Origin of the sequence: Metapseudomonas resinovorans DSM 21078, assembly GCF_000423545.1 — a bacterium.
In the GTDB taxonomy this organism is placed as follows: Bacteria; Pseudomonadota; Gammaproteobacteria; order Pseudomonadales; family Pseudomonadaceae; genus Metapseudomonas; species Metapseudomonas resinovorans.
Genome location: NZ_AUIE01000005.1, coordinates 14,818 through 32,524, shown reverse-complemented (window position 1 = coordinate 32,524; position 17,707 = coordinate 14,818). Strand labels below are relative to the sequence as shown.

Genomic DNA, 17,707 nt, shown 5'->3' with positions numbered 1-17,707 from the left:
GAGCGCTTCGCCGCGGCCCAGACGCCGGGGCATCAGACAAACAAGAAGTCGAGCTATCGACCCTGATTTGAGAGGCGATATGCCAATGCGCAGCACATCCCCCACTACATTGCCCGATTACCGTGACTCGGCTCAGGTCTTCCTGATTGGCTCGAGGCTTCTGCCCCCACCCGAAACCAACAATCTGATTGCCCGGCCTCGTCTGAACAAGCGCGTCGGCGAGGCCGGCAATTCTCTACTCACCTTGATCCAGGCTCCGCCCGGCTACGGCAAGACCTGCATCATGGCCCAGCACTATCAGTGGCTGAAGGAGAACAACCACCGAGTAACCTGGCTTTCAGTCGATCCCGACTTCCAGGAGCTCCCGACCTTCATTGCCCACCTCAAGGGTGCTATTGAGTTGGCAGGGTCCGAGGATCTGCTTCAAGATCAGCTTACTCGTGTTGGTGAAAGCAACCTTCAGCAAGCCTTCAAGTCGATCCTCAACTTGACCGCGAGCCAGTCACACTCGCCGTTGTACGTGTTTGTGGACGACGTTCACCATCTGGCCGGCAGCGACTCCGTTCGCGTTCTGTCCATGCTGATCGATCGCTCTCCTCCAGGACTGCATTTCATCCTTTCGTTCCGTGGCGAACCCTGCCTCTCTGTTGCACGGCAGCGCATGCATGGACAGGTTTACGACATCAACGCTCGAGATCTTCGTTTTTCTGCTGCCGAAACCCAGCAGTTGATGGCGAAACAGGGTGTGGAGGGGCTGGAACCAGCGCAGTTCAGCGTGCTCGAGTCCAGGCTGGAAGGTTGGGCCGGCGGGCTGAAGCTCGCCGCAATGCTGCTCAAGCGTGATCCGGACTTGCTCCACGACCTTGCGAACTTCACCGGTGAGCGTCGCCAGTTCGCCGATTTCTTCCTGCAGGACGTCCTTACCCGCCAACCACCGGAGATCCAACGCTTCCTCTTGCAGAGCTCGGTACTGGACAGACTCAGTGTCCCACTCTGCAACCACCTGACATCCTCGACCAACAGCCAGGAACTCCTGCGAGAGTGCGAAACCCGCGGCCTTTTCCTGCTGCCGATTGACGACGACCAGAAATGGTTCCGCTATCACCCGCTATTCGCGGAGTTTCTTCGACGCCATCGTCGCGAAACTGACCCTGACTCCATCGAGTTTCTCAACCGTAGGGCCAGCGACTGGTACTCCGACAACAACCTGCACGTTGATGCGTTCAATCACTCCCTGGCCAGCGGCGACGTGGAGCGCGCTGCGGAGATCATGGATGCCAACTGCGATCACATCTTCAGCATCGACGGGAATGCTGACCTGCTTGTAGATAAGCTGCCCAAGGAACTTATAGGACGCTTCCCGCGCATCACTCTCGCCCAGACATGGAAGCTACTGATGGGTTGGCAGTTCGAAACCTGCCGAAAGCTCCTAGTGTCAGCTCGGAATAGAATCGAGCAGTTGCAGGCAGAAGGAAATGTGTCGGAGGCCGAGCTCGCGTCGCTCAATCACCATGTGCTCCATCGAGAAATGATGTTCAACATGATGGAAGACAAGATGGATCTGGTCGAAGAGGCGGCGAGGACGCTCATTGATGAGTTCGACGATGCTCACCCCCTGGTCAGGGGAAGTCTGTTTACCGCGCTGATTTACAGCCGCCGGGAACACTACAAGCTGGGTGACATCGAGCGCCTCAACACACAAGCCATGGAGTTTCTGGGTCGCCTGGACTCCCCTGCGGGCCAAGTGTTTCACCAGGCGATCCTCGGCCCATCCCGCTTCGTTGCCGGACGCGTGCATGTTGCCGTCCAGTCAATGTCCGAGACACTGAAACAGGCGGAGCGTATTGCGGGCAAGGGGTCGCCCCTGGCGGCAGTGGTGGCGATGCACTTGGCAAAGATCCATTACGAACGCGACGAGATCGTGCAATCGCGCAAGCTCCTCGAGGACTATCTCCCCCAGATCAACTGCCAGGGCTTCGTTGATCAGGCGATCGCAGGCTGGCTGACCCGCGCCCGGCTTTCAATGATCGATGGCGATGTCTCAACCGCCTTCCAGATGCTCGACGAAGCCGACGTCTTCGCAGAGAAGCATGCGTTCGAGCGACTACGCCTGTTCTCGCTTGCCGAACGCCTGAAATGGCTGATGCGTCAAGGAGACACCGACGCGGTGATCAGGCTCGGGCGCAAGCACGATCTGCGCTGTCCGGCCAGCCAGGTCACCCCTCACCATGGCATCACCACCCGCGACGAAGCTCGTGCCCTGGCCTGGGTTCGAGTGGCGCAGGCCGAAGACCGGTTGCCAGAGGCTCTCAACCTAGCCAAGCAATGGCACCGTCACATGAGTGCCGCGGATGCGATTCGCAGCGTGCTTCGCTGGGACCTGATCATCGCTCACATTTCACTGCTGTCCGGCGATCAGCGCGCGGCATTAAGAATCCTTCGTCGCGCCATGTTTCAGGCTGCACCAGGAGGGTTCATTCGCGTCTTCCTCGACGAAGGCGCCTGGTTGCATAGCTTGCTTCGCGAACAACTGCAGGCAGCTCAGGTGGACGGTGAGCAAACGGACGCCTTTACCGCCGAGCTGCTGCGGCGATTCCAGGATGACGACGCGCTCGCAGCAAAACCGGCGCTTCCGGCGCTGGAGCCGGTGGCCATCGTCGGCTCCTTGAACAGCCGCGAGCTGGACATCCTGAAGATGGTGGCCGTTGGCATGTTGAATCGCGAAATTGGCGACAAGCTCGGCATGACCGAAGGATCGGTCAAATGGTACCTGCAGCAAATCTACGACAAGATCGGAATCCGTCGGCGTTCCCAAGCCGCTGAACGTGCGCGCCAGCTAGGCATCCTGCGTTAACCCTTCCCCACGGCACTATCCATGGATAGGTGCCGCACTGACTTCCCCTTCCTAGCCTCATCAGTCGGCGGCCTTCCAGGCCGCCGAAACACCTCATTTCGCACGCAGCCCAGAAGGACAACAACATGCTGCAGCCTATCCAATCCGGCCTGGCAAATCTCTCGGTCGGCCGCAAGCTCATGCTCGCATTCGGCATCGTTTCCGCACTCTCTCTCGCCGCTATCGCAATAGCCATCCAGGCAGCACAGACACTGTTTTCCGAAAGCCAGCAGAACCAGGCCATCGCCGAGATCAATCTGCTCCTCCTGCAGGCACGCGGGGCGGAGAAGGATTTCGCCCTGAATCATGGTGCGCCCGCCGTGGAACGCCTGGACCAAGCCCTGGCTGCGCTTGGCAAAAGGGTCGACACCCTTCGCAGCGAAGACGCCATCGGGCTCGAACAACTGGACGCGGTTACTGGCAGCGTCAGGGACTACAGAATGCAGTTCCAGCAGTTCGTAGACGACTCACGCAGTGCGGAAAAGGCATTCGAGGACATGCAGAAACAGGCCGACGAGGCTCGTATCCAGTTCGAGTTCGTCGAGCTGGACATGTTCAGTTCCCTGCGCGACACCATGAGCAACCAGGGCCAACTGAATCCCGACACACTCACCTTCGCGGAAACCGCCTCGTCGCTACTGCGAAAGCTGCTGGCTGTACGGAATCGCGAGTACGTCTATGGCCAGATTGGAACCGAGCAGGCCCTGGCGGAATGGGAGGAGCTGATGCAGGGAACCGAAGGCGAGGTCTCACGACTGCACGCCCGCATTGGTGAGGATCACGAAGATATTCTTCAGGCGGCCGAAGATGCGCTGGCGAACTACCGCGCTGCATTCCAGGCCTACAGAGGCAGCCGTGTCGCCAATGAAGCGACGGCGGAAACGATGCAGCAACTGGCAGGTCGGGTACTGGAAGTGGCGGACAAAACACTGCTGTCCCATAACCAGGCGATGGAACAAAAGGCAGCGACCATTCTCAGGCTCCTGGTCGTCAGCGGTATCGTGATTCTTGGGCTCGCCCTGCTGGCGGGCTGGGTAATTCGTCAATTGATACTGCCGCCACTGCGCCAGACTTTGGACTTGGCCAAGAGCATCGCATCCGGGGACCTCAGCCAGATGATCGCTACTGAGAGAAAGGACGAGCTCGGGCAGCTGTGCCAGGCCATGGGCACCATGAGCCTTGGACTGCGCCAGCTGATCGAGCGAATCGTCCAGGGCATCGATCAGTTGCACAGCTCGGCCAGTCAACTTCTGGAAGCGAGCCAGGTCAGCAGGGATGGAGCGCGCAGCCAACAGCGGGAGACTGAACAGGCCGCAACCGCCACCCAACAAATGGCCTACAGCGCAGACGCCGTCTCTCGCCATGCCGAGGAAGCCTCAGAAGCTGCCAGGCTGGCAAATCAGCAGGCCAGTGAAGGCGCCCAGATCGTGCGCCACAGCGCCGATCAGGTTGCCCGACTCGCGGTGGACGTTCAGCAATCCATGAAAACTATTCGCGAGCTTCATGACGGCAGCGGAAGGATTGGTAGCGTACTGGACGTGATCAAAGCCGTGGCAGAGCAAACCAACCTCCTGGCCCTGAACGCCGCCATAGAAGCCGCCCGAGCGGGAGAACAAGGAAGAGGCTTCGCCGTTGTGGCCGACGAGGTACGTGCCCTTGCCAGGCGCACGCAGGACTCCACTCGCCAGATTGAATCACTGATTGTCGAGCTACAGGACATGTCAGATCGGGCCGTCCAGCAGATGTCGGGCAGCTCGCAGTTGAGCCAGGAAGCTACCACATACGGAGAGCAGGCCCGGGTAGCGCTTTCGCGCATCACCGATGCGGTAAGCAGCATCGAGACCTTCAATCACCAGATCGCCACCGCTGCCGAGGAGCAAAGCTCGGTGGCAGGCGAGATCAGCACAAACGTCGAGCGCGTCCGGAACATCGCCGACCAGGGCGCCGAAGCGACGGAGCACATGACCACTGCCAGTGCGGAACTGGCGCGTCTGGGTGGTGAGCTACAGCAGTTGGTGCGTCAGTTCCGCACCTGACACCAACGCTATCTTTCGGTAGGCGAAAGCACGACGGACGCCGGAGATAATCCGCTTCGTCATCTGCAATACCGTCACGCTACATCTCGTTGCTTTTATTTTGGAGTGATCACATTCAATTGGGCTGGGATCACTCCTTTTTTTTGCCTGCCCAAAACCATCCCGCCTTTCCACACTATCCATGGATAGGTGCTCCTCAACGATCGCATTCCTAGCATCAGTCTCAGTGGGCAAGCGCCCTCCACAAGAACAACAGGAAGCAATCACATGAGCACCGCCTACGACATAGTCGCCGTGGGATCTGGCCACAACGGCCTGGTCGCCGCAGCCTACCTGGCCGCCGCTGGCAAGAAAGTCCTGGTACTCGAGCGCAACGCCTGGTTTGGCGGTGGCGTTGTAACCCGCGAACTCACCGTACCGGGCTTTCGCCACGACCAGCACAGCGTCGGCCACATCTTCATCCAGGCCAATCCGCTGATTCGCAATGACGAGCTCGGCCTGATCAGCAAATACGGCCTGAAGTACATCTACCCGGAAGTACCGCTGATTTCCGTCTTTGACGACGGAAGCACCCTGCGTCTGTTCCGTGATCGGCAGAAGAACTACGAGGAGCTGGCCAAGTTCTCGCAGCGGGACGCCGAGGCCTACCTGAAGTTCTCCGAGATCGCAGCCCATTACCTGCCCATGCTTCTGGGCACCCTCTACTCAGCGCCGGTTCCCATGGGCGCGCAGTTCGCCATGATGGACCAGAGCCCGGAAGGTCGCGAAATGTTCGCCACCATGATGAAAAGCAGCTGGGAAATCATCTGCGAGTGGTTCACCCATGAGAAGGTTCGGCTGCACTTCGCCCGCATGGTCGGCGAGAACCTGGCCAGTCCCGAGGAACTGGGCTCCGGCATCAGCCTCTTCATGTTCCTCGGTTTCATGGAGAAGTACGGAATCGGCATTCCCGTCGGCGGCAGCGGCGCACTCACCGACGCGCTGATCCGCTGTATTCGCGACCACGGCGGCGAGGTTCTCTCCTCCATCGATGTATCCAAGATCGAAACCCGTCTCGGTCGCGCAGTCGGCGTGCGCACCCACGATGGCCAAAACTTCGAAGCTCGCGACGGGATCATCGGTGGCATTCACCCGCATCTGCTTCGCCAATACCTGGACGACTCCGGCGTAGCGCCGGTGGTGTTCGAGCGCGCCGAACGCACCCAAACCTCCCCCTGCGCCTGCATCACCATTCATGCGGCGCTCAACGAGAAACTGCGCTTCAAGGCCGGTGACCACGTTGACCAGGCAGCGTTCATCGAGCTCCTGGCTGTCGATCAGAACCGCTTCCGCCGGTCCTTCGACGATGTGCGCTACGGCGAGCTGCCCAAGGACCCGCTGGTGGCCCTGGCTTCCCCGACTAACATCGATCCAAGTCGGGCGCCCGCCGGCAAGGCAACCATGCATGCCTGGGCCTACGTGCCGTTCCAGGTGGGTCAGCGTGCTCCGGAATACTGGGATGAGATCAAGGAGGCTTATGCCGAAGAATTGCTCGGTCGCATGCAGCCCTTCTTCCACAACCTCGATAGCAGCTTGATCATCGCCAAGCACGTCGACACACCGCTCGACATGCAACGCACGTCGCCGAGCTTCCAGCGCGGAGATCTCCACGGTATTGCCGGATACCAACATCAGTTCGGCGCCCACCGTCCTACCCCTGATCTTGGTCGCAACACCGTTCCCGGCGTTGACCGGTTCTATCTGGTCGGGCCCTTCCAGCATCCGGGTGGCGGCGTCTTCGGCGCCGGGCGGGCGACCGCCATGCGCATGTTCGACGACCTCAAGATGAACTTCGGCAAATTCAACAAGGTGGCCTGATGAAACTCTATTCCCCCGATGGCAGCGAACTGATGAAGATCGAGGCCCTGGAACGCGAAGGCGATCAGCTGCTGTTGAAAGGCACTGCGTTTGGCGCCATGCCGATCACCGCTCAACTGCGCCCCCAGGAAATGCGTGGCGGCTTCAGCCTCCTCAACCTCAAGCTGGTGTGGTTCCTCATCAGCATGCTGTTCCGCCGCTGAGAAGCACGCCATGCAGAACTCCGAGAACAAACAACTCGTACTTGAATACCTTCGCTGCATGGAGGCCGGCGACGTACGCGCCGCACTCTCCCTGGCCCGCGACGACGCCCGTTTCTGGATGCCCGGAGCAGGTGAACTGAGCAAGGAGCAGTTGGCCGGATTCTTCGACCAGGTCGGTCCCCTCATTCTCAACATGAAGTTCACCATTCACGGCATGGCCGAGGAAGGCGGACGGGTTGCAGTCGAGGCTAGCGGCCTGGCTCAACTGGCAAATGGCAAGCAGTACGCCAATGAGTACCACTTCCTGTTCATCATCCAGGTCGGCCAAGTGGCCTTCATGAAGGAATACGCCGATACGGCCCCAGCGGCAGTGTTCTTTCAGGAATGACCGAGCAGGCCGGGCAGCGCAACGCTGCCCGGCCACATACAACCTGCAGGTCAGACAGACCTGCCCGAATAGCTGTCTTTCCCTTCGACCAAGATCAATAACAACCTGGATCACCCTCACCACAGGGGAGGTCCAAGAAGAGGAAATCCGTACGATGAAGCGACCACTCGTGCTTTTTCTGTCCGCCTGCGTGCTGAGCGCCAGTTCCTGGGCCGACGACCAATCACTTGAGCAACTCCACCAGCTCCGCACCCGTAGCCTGCTGCTCTGCGCCAACGCATTGGTGCAGTTCAATGAGTACGAGGAACGCGGAGATACATTGCGTCCCGAGGCCTATCGTGCAGACCTGGCCGAAATGAAACAGATCAGTGCAAGCTCAAAACTGCCATCAGAGCTAGCCCTCGTCAGCGAAATGGAACAGCAGATCGCAGAGTTAGAGGGACTGCCGCGACAAGGTACCAACCGGTACGGACACGGACTGGCTAAGCTTCTCGACCTTCAGCAGCAGCTGGAACAACTGGCTTCTAAGCGCTACCAATCAATGGAGGGCAGCGAGCCAAACCAGCGGCGCGCCCTGCGCACCATCAGCCTGGATACCGGGCGAATGCTCCTGCTCTACCAGTCCCGCGCCTTCGTCCTGCTCCCCAAACATGGCCTCGACATATCGGAAGAGACCAACCAGCAACTCGACGGGCACATCTCTGTTGGCCTGCAGAACCTCATCCAGATGAACGCCTCGCTCGCAACCCGGCTCGTCCCGGTGGAGCGGCGGTATCAGTTCGTCCGCGGCAAGCTGATGAACTTTCAACAAAACTGGGCACCCAGCGGAGTAGCGCTCTACCTGGAGCGAAACATCCGTGAACTGGACCAGTTAGCAAGCGACTCGAACAACTGATCCGGATCAAAGAAATCAATCTGGCTATCTTTGGGTAGGTACTCCCAGAGCTCTTCGCCGGAAGAATTCCCCCTACGCGACCAGCAGATTCGCCGGCCCGCCACACGGGTCCTTCATCCGACCAAGAACAAGAGCCACGGAGATACCTAATGAACAAAGGTAAACGCGTCATCATCATCGGCGCAGGCCCCACCGGCCTGGTTGCCGCCCTCGGCCTGGCCCGCCTGGGCGCCCAGGTAACCATCATCGATCGCGAGGACGACATCCTGCGCTGGCCGCGTGCGATGGTCTACCTGCCTTCCACCCTCAAAGTGCTCGACGAGATCGGCTTGCTGGAAAAGGCGAAGAGCGTCGCGGCCTGGGGTTACGAATACAACCTCCGCTTCCCGCTGACCGGCAACATCGGCCGCCTCAACTACCACATAGTCGAGGACCTGACCCCCTACGCCTACAACCTGCATTTCGGCCAGGACGTACTCGCCGAGATGATCCTTGAGGAATTCCTGAAACTTCCAGGCGCGGAAATGCGCTGGAAAACCTCCTTCGATACCATCGAGCAGGCAGCCGACTGCGTTCAGGTGTCGGTTCACACCCCCAACGGTCCGCGCACCCTGGAGGCCGACTGGGTGATCGGCGCCGACGGCGCCCGATCCAGCGTCCGTAAGGATCTCGGCGTCGAGTTCGAAGGATTCACCTGGGACGACACCTTCATGGCGACCAACGTCCTGTACGACTTCGACAAGTATGGCTACGCCCCCTCCACCATGGTCGCAGACCCGGACCATTGGTGCGTCATCGCCAAGATCGACGATCAGCAGCAGTGGCGCATCGCCTATGGCGAGGACAGCAACCTCTCCGAGGCAGCTCGCCTGGCGCGTATCAAGGAGCGCTTCAAGCACTTCCTGCCGGATCCCGACGCCCCAATCGAGGTACTGGCGGCCAACTCCTACCGCGTCCACCAGCGCTCGGCCGCAACTTACCGAGTCGGCCGTGTGTTCCTCGCTGGCGACGCCGCACATGCCACCAACCCCATCGGTGGCATGGGTTTCACCTCGGGCGTACAGGACGCAAGCACGCTGATCAAATGCCTGGGCGGCGTGATTACGGGCGACTTGGCTGAGGATGCCCTGGATTGGTACGCCTACGAGCGTCGTCGTTGCTTCCTGCAGATCGCCAACCCCACCGCCATCGAAATGAAACGCAGGACCCAAGAGCGCGATACAGCAAAGCGCATGGAAGACGAACAGAACATGTTCGCCCTGATGGCAGATCGCGATGCAACCCGCCAGGCGATGATGTCGATCTTCAATCTGTCCGGACGCGCTTACCGCGAGGATTGGCAAACCACGTTGCTGGTCGACGATCAAAGCGGGAAAGCTCCGACCGTCGGTGCCCATGGCGGCATCAAAATCAAGGCCTGAATCCGCTGACAAGGTGCCGGCATAGCCGGCACCTCCTCTCTGAGACCGAGCAATGATCTTCACTGTCGCCCAAGTCACGAGCCCTGCACGAGTCGCCTTTGATCCGCAAGCTCAGGAGCTCAGCGTGCAATTCAAGAACCCTCACCGAGCCAGTGGTGGGCGTACTCTCCAGGTCAGGTTCGCCAAGGAAGCCCTCAAGGAGCTGATTCAGGAAATCCGGCAACTTGAAGTTGATCCTTCCAAGCCACTGGATCGCCTGTTCGAGTCCTGACCATCGAAGTCAGGATGGCGTCTTTGCCCAGCCCACTCAGCTGCCGCTCCCGCCCCTGCCGGATCATCTGGGAACCGGCCAGGCGGCGTTTTCCGATTGCCAATTCCGCCCCACGACTCACCCAAGACCGCACGAGCTGCAATCGATTTCCGATCGCTATCTTTTGATAGGTGATCGGCCCATCGGCCGACCTTGAGAATCGATCCTGCCTGCTTGTCCGCCTACTCAGAGTGGCGGCCACAAAAGAATAAATAACGCACAGGAGATTCTTCCATGCCCACCGGCCCCTCTTCGTCCCGGCTCTCCCAGAGTCCTGTCTAGCCCTCGGAATCACATACCCCACCGGGTAGCGGCGGCATCAGCCGAGTGCCGGAGGGAATCGACCGGAAATCTCCATGAACAGACGTAACTTCCTCAAGACCAGTCTCGCGGGGGCGACCCTTCCTGCCCTTACCGCCACCAGTGGCCTCAGCCTGGCCGATGCCTTCGATGCTTGGAGCGGCGACAAGGCCAGCATCGCGGTATCCGACGCCCGCTTCCACCAGAGCAGACTCTTCGGTTCTGCAGCAGAACAGGCAGGACTGCGCCATCTGGCGATTGATGGCGATGTCACCGCGCTCTGGTTCGAACACCTGGACCCACTTTGGCGCAAACATCGGGTCGTCATCGCCGGCATGACGGCCCGCCAGCCGCTGTTCGTGCTTGAACGACTCGCCTGGGAACGAGATATGCGCGTGGTGCTACGGATCGAGCATGACTGGACGGCTAACGGCCTCGTCGATCACCAGCTCGAAGCGCCCCAGCACCAGCTTCCTCACCTGACAGAGCTTCTGAATGACCACGCCGACTGGAGCGAGCGACTGGCCCGGCTCGGCGCCAACTGCACCTGGAGCAATCAAGGCGCCTGCAACCGCAGTGCAGTCACCTCGCCGGCGGTTCGCCAGGGTGACCGGACCGCGCCCTTGGTGAGCTGGATCATCGCCCCAGCCCGCAACGCCTGATCGCTTCCAAGAACTGAATAAGAAAGGAACCAACTATGCGCCAGCCACCCGGCATCAGCAGCCAAGACTTCGCCGAAGCCATACGCCTGTTCACGGAAGTCGTGGGTAAGGAGTGGGTCTTCACCAGTGAAGAAGATCTCAACCTGTACCGAGACGCTTACTCGCCGTTCTGGGGCGAGGAGGAAGAACGTATAGCGTCCGCAGCCGTCGCTCCGGCGAGTGAGGAAGAAGTCCAGGCGATCATGCGCATCGCCAACCGTTTCAAGGTCCCGATGTACCCCATCTCCACGGGCAAGAACCTTGGCTACGGTGGCTCCGCGCCAACCTATTCGGGTTCGGTCGTGCTGGACCTCAAGCGCATGAACCGCATCATCGAGGTCAACGAGAAGCAGGCGTACTGCATCGTCGAGCCGGGTGTCAGCTACTTCGACATGTATCGCTATCTGCAGGAAAAAAACATCAAGCTCTGGATCGACGTACCTGACCCGGGTTGGGGCAGCATGCTCGGCAATGCCCTCGACCGCGGCGCAGGCTACACCTCGTCCCAGTTCCGTAACCACTTCGACTCTCACTGCGGAATGGAAGTGGTCCTGGCCGACGGCACCCTCATGCGCACCGGCATGGGCGCAATGCCGGGCGCCAAGACCTGGCAGATGTACAAATCCGGCTTTGGTCCCTGGGTAGACGGCATCTTCAGCCAGTCGAACTTCGGCGTGGTGACCAAGATGGGATTCTGGCTGATGCCGGAACCAGAGGCCTTCCTAAAGGGGCGCGTCAATCTCCCGCGCTACAAGGACATGATTCCTCTCGTGGACATCATGACGAAGCTGGAGAACTCGAAAGTCTTCACGGGCTATCCGGACATCAATAGCCCCGTATTGGGAACGCCCAGCCTGGCTGGGCTTCACGATTTCCTGGTCAACGGACCAGAGCCTCGCGACAACGAATACATGCAGTTGCTGCAACGTGGCGCAGCCCCCGAGGAGTACGAGGACTACGGTCGGCGCAACAAGATCCCGTTCTGGAGTTGCTCATTCACCTTCTATGGACCGGAGAAAGTCATCCGTGCGCAATGGGAGCACGTACAGGAGGTATATCGTCAGGCGCTGCCCGAAGCCTCTTTCGAGGAGGTGGAGTTCTACGACCTGCCACTGACCGAAGAGCAGAAGAACCAAGTGCAGTACCCCGCCCAGTTCGGTATCCCCAATCTCCGTACCTTCGCCATCGGCGCCCGATCGAAATGGAATCCGGCCCCACCCTCAGAGGGCCATGCCTGGTTCTCGCCCGTGATTCCCCGCGATGGCGCAGAGATCCTGCGAATCAACGAAGTGTTGGGTAAGGCCGCCAAGGAACTGGGTGTTCCGCTGGTGTTCGCCATGAACGTCCCGGTGCCTTCGTGGGAGCGCAGCTTCACCTTCATTCTTCCGTTCTACATGACCAAGGACCCGAAGAAGAACAAGGAGTCCCGCGAAACCTTCCGCAAGTTGATCAAGCTGGCTGCGGAACACGGTTGGGGCGAGTACCGCACTGCGCCGGCGTTCCAGAGTGATGTCATGGACACCTATTCGTTCGGCAACCATGCCCTGTTGCGCTTCCACGAATCCATCAAGGACGCCGTGGATCCCAACGGAATCCTGTCGCCGGGTCGCTATGGCATCTGGCCGAAGCATCTGCGCAAGGAGAAGCAGGCATGAAGCTCACTAAAGCACTTATTCTGGCGGGTTTCTTCCTGGCACCATCACTGGGGGTATGGGCCGCCGAAAATGCTCAAGGCAAGCAGGTTTTCGAGAAGTGGTGCATGCCTTGCCACGGCAAGGGAAATCTCTATCCAGGAACCATTGCGCTGGAGGCCCGCTACAAGGGGGCGGTTCCCGGCCCCCTTGAAGAGCGGCTCGATCTGACTCCAGAGCTGGTGAAGTACTTCGTTCGCAACGGCATCTCGGTAATGCCCTTCTTCCGCAAGACCGAGATCAGCGATGCCGAGCTGGATGCCCTAGGCCGCTATCTGCAGAAGCAGCCAGCACAATCAGCCAAAACGCCTTGAGGTTCCGCACATGAAGATCGTCGTGTTCGGCGCGTTCGGCCGCGCAGGCCGTTGCATCTGCCATGAAGCCGTTCAGCGCGGCCACGAGGTGGTGGCCATCAGCCGTTCTATTCCAGCCAAGCTGACGCCAAATCCCCTTTTGCAATCAGCTAAAGGCGACGCGACCAACCCAAGCGAAGTTGGCCATCTGGTGCGAGGTGCCGATGCAGTGGTGAACTGCATTTCACCGCGGCCAAGTCTCAGTGGCCCGGCGTGCTCGCTCGTGGATGCTGCCCGCGCGCTGGTCTCTGGCCTCAAGCAGGCATCAGTCACACGGCTACTAGTGGTGGGCGGCGCCGGCAGCCTGGAAGTCGAGCCCGGAGTACCCTTGAAAAGCCTGCCGGATTTCCCCCCTGCCTATTTGCCCGAAGCAACGGCCCAAGGGCAGGCCCTGGAGATCTACCAGCGGGAAGCCGGAGGCCTCGATTGGACCTATTTGAGCCCAGCAGTCTTCTTCAACGAAGGCGAACGTCGCGGTTGCTATCGCATCACCGGCGACAACCTGCTGACCGACGCTGAAGGCGTTAGCGCAATTTCCTTCGCTGATTACGCCATGGCTGTTGTGGACGAGCTCGAACAGCCCCGACATATCGGCCAACGCTTCGGCGTCGCCTACTAATCCTCCCCTCGCCGGCGTTCCCGGCTCCTTGCAGTCGCGTGGGCCGGCGACTCACCTGCTGCAAGGAGCTTCTCCCATGCGCTACCGCTTGCTAGGCCGCACCGGCCTTCACGTATCCGAACTCTCACTTGGCACCATGAACTATGGGGGTGCTGGCTATTTCGCCAATATGGGTTCCCTGGGCCAGTCCGAAGTGGACGAACAGGTCCGACTGGCCGTGGAGAAGGGTATCAATCTGATCGATACCGCTGACGTGTATTCCTATGGCCAGTCTGAAGTTCTCGTTGGCCAAGCGATTCGTAATCTTGGCCTACCACGCGACGAACTGGTTATCGCCACCAAAGGGTTCGTTCGTATGGGGCCAGGCGTCAACCAGCTAGGACTGTCCAGACATCATCTGTTCAACGCTGTGGACGCGAGTCTCAAACGCCTGCAGCTGGACCATATCGACCTTTATCAGGTACATGGCGTCGATCCACTGACCCCGCTGGAAGAGACGCTTTCCGCCCTGGACGACCTGGTGCGCGCAGGCAAGATCCGCTACACCGGCCTCTGCAACACCCCTGGCTGGCAGGTCATGAAGGCTAACGCGATAAGTCGTGCCCATGGCTGGAAGAGCTTTTCCAGTGCCCAGGTCTACTACTCACTCGCAGGGCGTGATGTTGAGCGCGAAATCGTGCCTGTGGTGGAGGACCAGGGGATGGGGATGTTGATCTGGAGCCCGCTGGCCGGCGGGCTGCTTTCCGGCAAATACCAGAGTGGTGGAGCGCAAGGTCGCCGCTCGCAAGGGAGCTTCCCTCCAGTCGTTCCTGCTCGGGCCGATGCCTGCCTGCAAGCATTGCAAGTAATCGCCAACGCCATCGACGCCAGCCCGGCACAAGTTGCCTTGGCCTGGCTGCTGGCACGTCGTGCGGTGACCAGCGTGATCATCGGAGCACGCACCCACGAGCAACTGGAGACCAACCTCGCCGCTGCAGACCTCGCACTGAGCCATGAACACCTGACACAGCTGGACGAGGCCAGTGCGCTGCCCAGCGAGTACCCTGGCTGGATGCTTGCGTTCAGCAGTCAGGATCGGCTCACCCCGCCCGTAAAACCCTAACCCGAACGTCATGTGCAGCCATGGCAATGTGGCTGCACATGATCTCGCAGGCCCGAAGGCGGTATGTCAGGACTCAGGGCAACTGAGGCCAGCCACGAAAGCCCACAGGCAGGCTACAGCCGTAGTTCGCGTATTGGCAGTTGGGCGGATAACCCGCGTAAGCCGCACGCGGCGGTTGGTTGATGATTTCCACGGCGGCAAGCGTGAACAGGGACAGACCGGCCAGGGTGAAGAGCATAGTTTTTATTTTCATGGCAGCGCTCTCGGCAGTGCTTGGAGAGTTGATTACAACCGTTGCCATGTGGAGAAAAACCTATCTTTCGAAAGTAAGCGCTGATCAGCAAATTGGCTTGTTCTGGCGAGCATCACACCTGCAGGAGCGAGAATTAAGCGCGCCACCCACTAACCAAAACGCCCCCAAACGGGGGCGTTTCCAATGAAAGCGTTTGAACGCTATCAGTAGCTACTGCGGGTACCCGTGCAACGCACGTTGCATGACTGGGTCGTCGTTGCTTGCCTGATTGGCGGTACCTTCTGACTTCACCTCCATTAGGGGCCGCGTCGCCGGTTTGAGCAGGAAACTTGCCAGTGCGGGCAGCAGAATCAGCGCTCCGAGCATGTTCCAGAGGAACATGAACGCCAGCAGGATGCCCATGTCTGCCTGGAACTTGATCGGCGACAAAGCCCAGGTGGCCACACCAATCGCCAGCGTCGCACCGGTAAGCAAGACAACACGCCCGGTGAACAGCAGCGACCGATAGTAAGCCACCGAGAGCGACTCACCATTGCGCAGATGAACCAGCAGGATGCTCAGCACATACAGCGCGTAGTCGATGCCAATCCCCACCCCAAGTGCGATCACCGGCAGTGTGGCGACCTTGACGCCGATATCGAGCCAGACCATCAGCGCCTCGGCCAGAATCGAGGTCAGCACCAGCGGTAGGATGGCGCAAGTGACGGCACGCCAGGAACGGAACACCATGAAGCACAACAGCACCACCGCTCCGTAGACCCAGAACAGCATTTCGCGATTGGCCTTCTTCACAACGATGTTGGTCGCCGCCTCGATTCCCGCGGTGCCCGCAGCCATCTTGAATTGCTGATCCTCGGTGTTGTTGCGCGCGGCGAATGCCTCGACCACCTTGACCACGCCATCGAGCGTTTCAGCTTTGTGGTCGGTCAGGAAAACCCTCAGCATCGACATGTCGCAGACCTGGCTCACCAGGGTCAACGGGGCATATTTGACCAGGTTGTTGATCACGGCCTGGTTGGGCATGAGGCCGATCCACTTCGGATTTCCCTCGGTGAGTTGCCCGGTCATGATCCGGACGAAGGATGCGAACGAATCCGTCGCCGCCACGCCCGGCAGCTGACGCAACTGCCATTCGAGGCGATCCACCTTCTCCAGCAGCTCATAGTTCATGCATTGCCCAGCCGGAGAATTGACCATGACGATGAACACGTCACTGGCATTACCGAAGTGCGAGGTAATGAACGCATTGTCCTTGTTGTAGCGGGACTCCGTGCGCAGTTCGGGAGCACCCGGGTCGAGATCGCCGACCTTCAGGTTGAGACTCACCATGAACCCCACGATGCCCAGGGCCAAAGCAACCAACAGAGTTGGCGCAGCAACCTTGCGACGGGTGAACAGGTCCAGGAAACGCCACAATGGATGGCGAATGCCGCCGCTCAGGTCTGCTTGTTCATTGCGCAGGCTACGGGCTGCAGCCTTCGTGCCCACACCAACGTAGCTGAGAACGATGGGCAGCAGGATCAGGTTGGTGAAGATCAGGAAAGCCACACCGATGCTGGCGGTGGTCGCCAACTGGCGTATCACCTCGATGTTGATCAACAGCAGAACCGCGAAGCCAACCGCGTCGCAGGCCAAGGCCACCAGCCCCGCCATGAACAGGCGGCGGAACGTGTAACGGGCCGCGATCAGGCGATGGGTGCCGCGCCCGATGTCCTGCATGATGCCGTTCATCTTCTGTGCGCCGTGGCTCATACCAATGGCGAAGACCAGGAACGGAACCAGGATCGTGTAGGGGTCCAGCTCATAGCCGAGCAGCGGCAATGTGCCTAGCAGCCACAACACGGCGACCACCGAACAGAACAGCACAACCAAGGTGCTGCGCACGCAACGGGTGTAGTTGAACACCAGCAGGCCTGCAATCACGATGGCGATCGCGAAGAACACCAGTACCTGACCGAGGCCCTCGATCAGGTCGCCGACCACTTTGGCGAAACCAACCATATGGATGCCAATGGCATCGCTCTGATATTTGGCGCGGATCTGTTCGAGCTTCTGGCTGAACTCGCCATAGTCGAGCGGCTTGCCCGTTTCAGTGTCGATGTCCAGCAGCGGAACCAGCAAAAGGCTTGATCTGAAGTCTGGCGCGACGATGCTGCCGATCTCGCCGGAGCGTTCGATGTTCAGCCGCAGGCGGGCCAAGGCTTCAGCCGACCCATCGTAGTTGGAGTCAATGACCTGGCCAGCCTCGATCCCGACCTCGGTGATGCCTCGCCAACGCATGGTCGGTGTCCACAGAGACTTCATGTTCGGCCGATCGACACCGGCGAGGAGGTACACCTCATCGCTGATCTTCTGCAGCGTGGCCAGGTACTCGGCATCAAGAATGCCGCCCTTGCGATTCTCCACGACAATGCGCATCACATTGCCTTGCCCCGCCAGGTCGTCCTGGCGAGCCGTGAAGTTCTGAATGTACGGATGATCATTGGGAATCATCCGCAGGAAGTTGGCGTTCAGCTTCAGGCCGGAGAACTGAGCGACGAAGAACGCCGTCAGGAGCAGGCAGAACAGCATGACCCACAACCTGTTGTTGAACAGCAGCCGTTCCAGGCGAGAACCCGAGGCTCGATCAAAGTCCTCCAGGTTGGCGATAACGGGCGCTTCTTCGTGAGCGGATTGCATGAGGTA

15 protein-coding genes are annotated in these 17,707 nt (G+C 59.8%); 13 read left to right on the top strand and 2 right to left on the bottom strand.

Annotated elements, in window-relative coordinates; genetic code table 11:
* Window positions 1-85 precede the first annotated feature (85 nt).
* The 13 genes from G559_RS0104745 to G559_RS0104685 all read left to right on the top strand — a co-directional run bounded on the left by G559_RS0104745 (window position 86) and on the right by G559_RS0104685 (window position 14,769).
* Window positions 86-2,854 carry a LuxR C-terminal-related transcriptional regulator gene (locus G559_RS0104745; RefSeq protein ID WP_162144803.1) on the top strand — a complete coding sequence of 923 codons (2,769 nt, stop codon included), beginning with the start codon at window positions 86-88 and terminating at the stop codon, window positions 2,852-2,854.
* A 125-nt stretch (window positions 2,855-2,979) separates the two neighbouring features.
* On the top strand, window positions 2,980-4,929 hold the full coding sequence (locus tag G559_RS0104740; protein WP_036996903.1) for a methyl-accepting chemotaxis protein: 1,950 nt from the start codon (window positions 2,980-2,982) through the stop codon (window positions 4,927-4,929).
* Between the two features lie 267 nt (window positions 4,930-5,196).
* Complete coding sequence (locus tag G559_RS0104735) at window positions 5,197-6,786, top strand: phytoene desaturase family protein (RefSeq protein WP_028627145.1); 1,590 nt, start codon at window positions 5,197-5,199, stop codon at window positions 6,784-6,786.
* Window positions 6,786-6,989, top strand: coding sequence for a hypothetical protein (locus tag G559_RS0104730; protein WP_028627144.1), 204 nt, complete (start codon window positions 6,786-6,788; stop codon window positions 6,987-6,989). Before G559_RS0104735 ends, G559_RS0104730 begins: the two co-directional genes overlap by 1 nt.
* 10 nt (window positions 6,990-6,999) lie before the next feature.
* A complete protein-coding gene (locus G559_RS28465; RefSeq protein ID WP_036996902.1) occupies window positions 7,000-7,377 on the top strand; it encodes a nuclear transport factor 2 family protein in 378 nt (125 codons plus the stop codon).
* A gap of 154 nt (window positions 7,378-7,531) precedes the next feature.
* Window positions 7,532-8,272 (top strand): hypothetical protein, encoded by a 741-nt coding sequence (locus G559_RS0104720; RefSeq protein WP_028627143.1) that lies wholly within the window; start codon window positions 7,532-7,534, stop codon window positions 8,270-8,272.
* 65 nt (window positions 8,273-8,337) lie between these two features.
* Window positions 8,338-9,693 (top strand): FAD-dependent oxidoreductase, encoded by a 1,356-nt coding sequence (locus tag G559_RS28460; RefSeq protein WP_081667921.1) that lies wholly within the window; start codon window positions 8,338-8,340, stop codon window positions 9,691-9,693.
* A gap of 124 nt (window positions 9,694-9,817) precedes the next feature.
* Entirely contained in the window at window positions 9,818-9,964 is a 147-nt protein-coding gene (locus G559_RS30240; RefSeq protein ID WP_155945672.1) for a hypothetical protein, read from the top strand.
* Window positions 9,965-10,359: 395 nt separating this feature from the next.
* A complete protein-coding gene (locus G559_RS0104705; protein ID WP_028627142.1) occupies window positions 10,360-10,965 on the top strand; it encodes a twin-arginine translocation signal domain-containing protein in 606 nt (201 codons plus the stop codon).
* A 35-nt stretch (window positions 10,966-11,000) separates the two neighbouring features.
* Window positions 11,001-12,659, top strand: coding sequence for an FAD-binding oxidoreductase (locus G559_RS0104700; RefSeq protein WP_028627141.1), 1,659 nt, complete (start codon window positions 11,001-11,003; stop codon window positions 12,657-12,659).
* Window positions 12,656-13,009: a c-type cytochrome gene (locus G559_RS0104695; RefSeq protein WP_081667919.1), complete on the top strand. Its 354-nt coding sequence runs from the start codon at window positions 12,656-12,658 to the stop codon at window positions 13,007-13,009. Before G559_RS0104700 ends, G559_RS0104695 begins: the two co-directional genes overlap by 4 nt.
* Window positions 13,010-13,019: 10 nt before the next feature.
* A complete protein-coding gene (locus G559_RS0104690; RefSeq protein WP_028627139.1) occupies window positions 13,020-13,667 on the top strand; it encodes an NAD(P)-dependent oxidoreductase in 648 nt (215 codons plus the stop codon).
* Between the two features lie 76 nt (window positions 13,668-13,743).
* Complete coding sequence (locus G559_RS0104685) at window positions 13,744-14,769, top strand: aldo/keto reductase (RefSeq protein ID WP_028627138.1); 1,026 nt, start codon at window positions 13,744-13,746, stop codon at window positions 14,767-14,769.
* 73 nt (window positions 14,770-14,842) lie between these two features.
* Here the strand turns inward: G559_RS0104685 and G559_RS30235 are convergent, their stop codons facing one another.
* Window positions 14,843-15,022: a hypothetical protein gene (locus G559_RS30235; RefSeq protein WP_155945671.1), complete on the bottom strand. Its 180-nt coding sequence runs from the start codon at window positions 15,020-15,022 to the stop codon at window positions 14,843-14,845.
* A gap of 210 nt (window positions 15,023-15,232) precedes the next feature.
* A complete protein-coding gene (locus G559_RS28455; protein WP_051246403.1) occupies window positions 15,233-17,701 on the bottom strand; it encodes an efflux RND transporter permease subunit in 2,469 nt (822 codons plus the stop codon).
* Window positions 17,702-17,707: the final 6 nt, after the last annotated feature.

Excerpts from the sequence above, each read along its gene's own strand:
- G559_RS0104695 (WP_081667919.1), top strand. The coding sequence starts at position 12,656 with ATGAAGCTCACTAAAGCACTTATTCTGGCGGGTTTCTTCCTGGCACCA.
- G559_RS0104730 (WP_028627144.1), top strand. The coding sequence starts at position 6,786 with ATGAAACTCTATTCCCCCGATGGCAGCGAACTGATGAAGATCGAGGCC.
- G559_RS28465 (WP_036996902.1), top strand. The coding sequence starts at position 7,000 with ATGCAGAACTCCGAGAACAAACAACTCGTACTTGAATACCTTCGCTGC.
- G559_RS0104690 (WP_028627139.1), top strand. The coding sequence starts at position 13,020 with ATGAAGATCGTCGTGTTCGGCGCGTTCGGCCGCGCAGGCCGTTGCATC.
- G559_RS28455 (WP_051246403.1), bottom strand. The coding sequence starts at position 17,701 with ATGCAATCCGCTCACGAAGAAGCGCCCGTTATCGCCAACCTGGAGGAC.
- G559_RS0104735 (WP_028627145.1), top strand. The coding sequence starts at position 5,197 with ATGAGCACCGCCTACGACATAGTCGCCGTGGGATCTGGCCACAACGGC.
- G559_RS0104705 (WP_028627142.1), top strand. The coding sequence starts at position 10,360 with ATGAACAGACGTAACTTCCTCAAGACCAGTCTCGCGGGGGCGACCCTT.
- G559_RS0104700 (WP_028627141.1), top strand. The coding sequence starts at position 11,001 with ATGCGCCAGCCACCCGGCATCAGCAGCCAAGACTTCGCCGAAGCCATA.
- G559_RS0104685 (WP_028627138.1), top strand. The coding sequence starts at position 13,744 with ATGCGCTACCGCTTGCTAGGCCGCACCGGCCTTCACGTATCCGAACTC.
- G559_RS0104720 (WP_028627143.1), top strand. The coding sequence starts at position 7,532 with ATGAAGCGACCACTCGTGCTTTTTCTGTCCGCCTGCGTGCTGAGCGCC.
- G559_RS30235 (WP_155945671.1), bottom strand. The coding sequence starts at position 15,022 with ATGAAAATAAAAACTATGCTCTTCACCCTGGCCGGTCTGTCCCTGTTC.
- G559_RS0104740 (WP_036996903.1), top strand. The coding sequence starts at position 2,980 with ATGCTGCAGCCTATCCAATCCGGCCTGGCAAATCTCTCGGTCGGCCGC.
- G559_RS0104745 (WP_162144803.1), top strand. The coding sequence starts at position 86 with ATGCGCAGCACATCCCCCACTACATTGCCCGATTACCGTGACTCGGCT.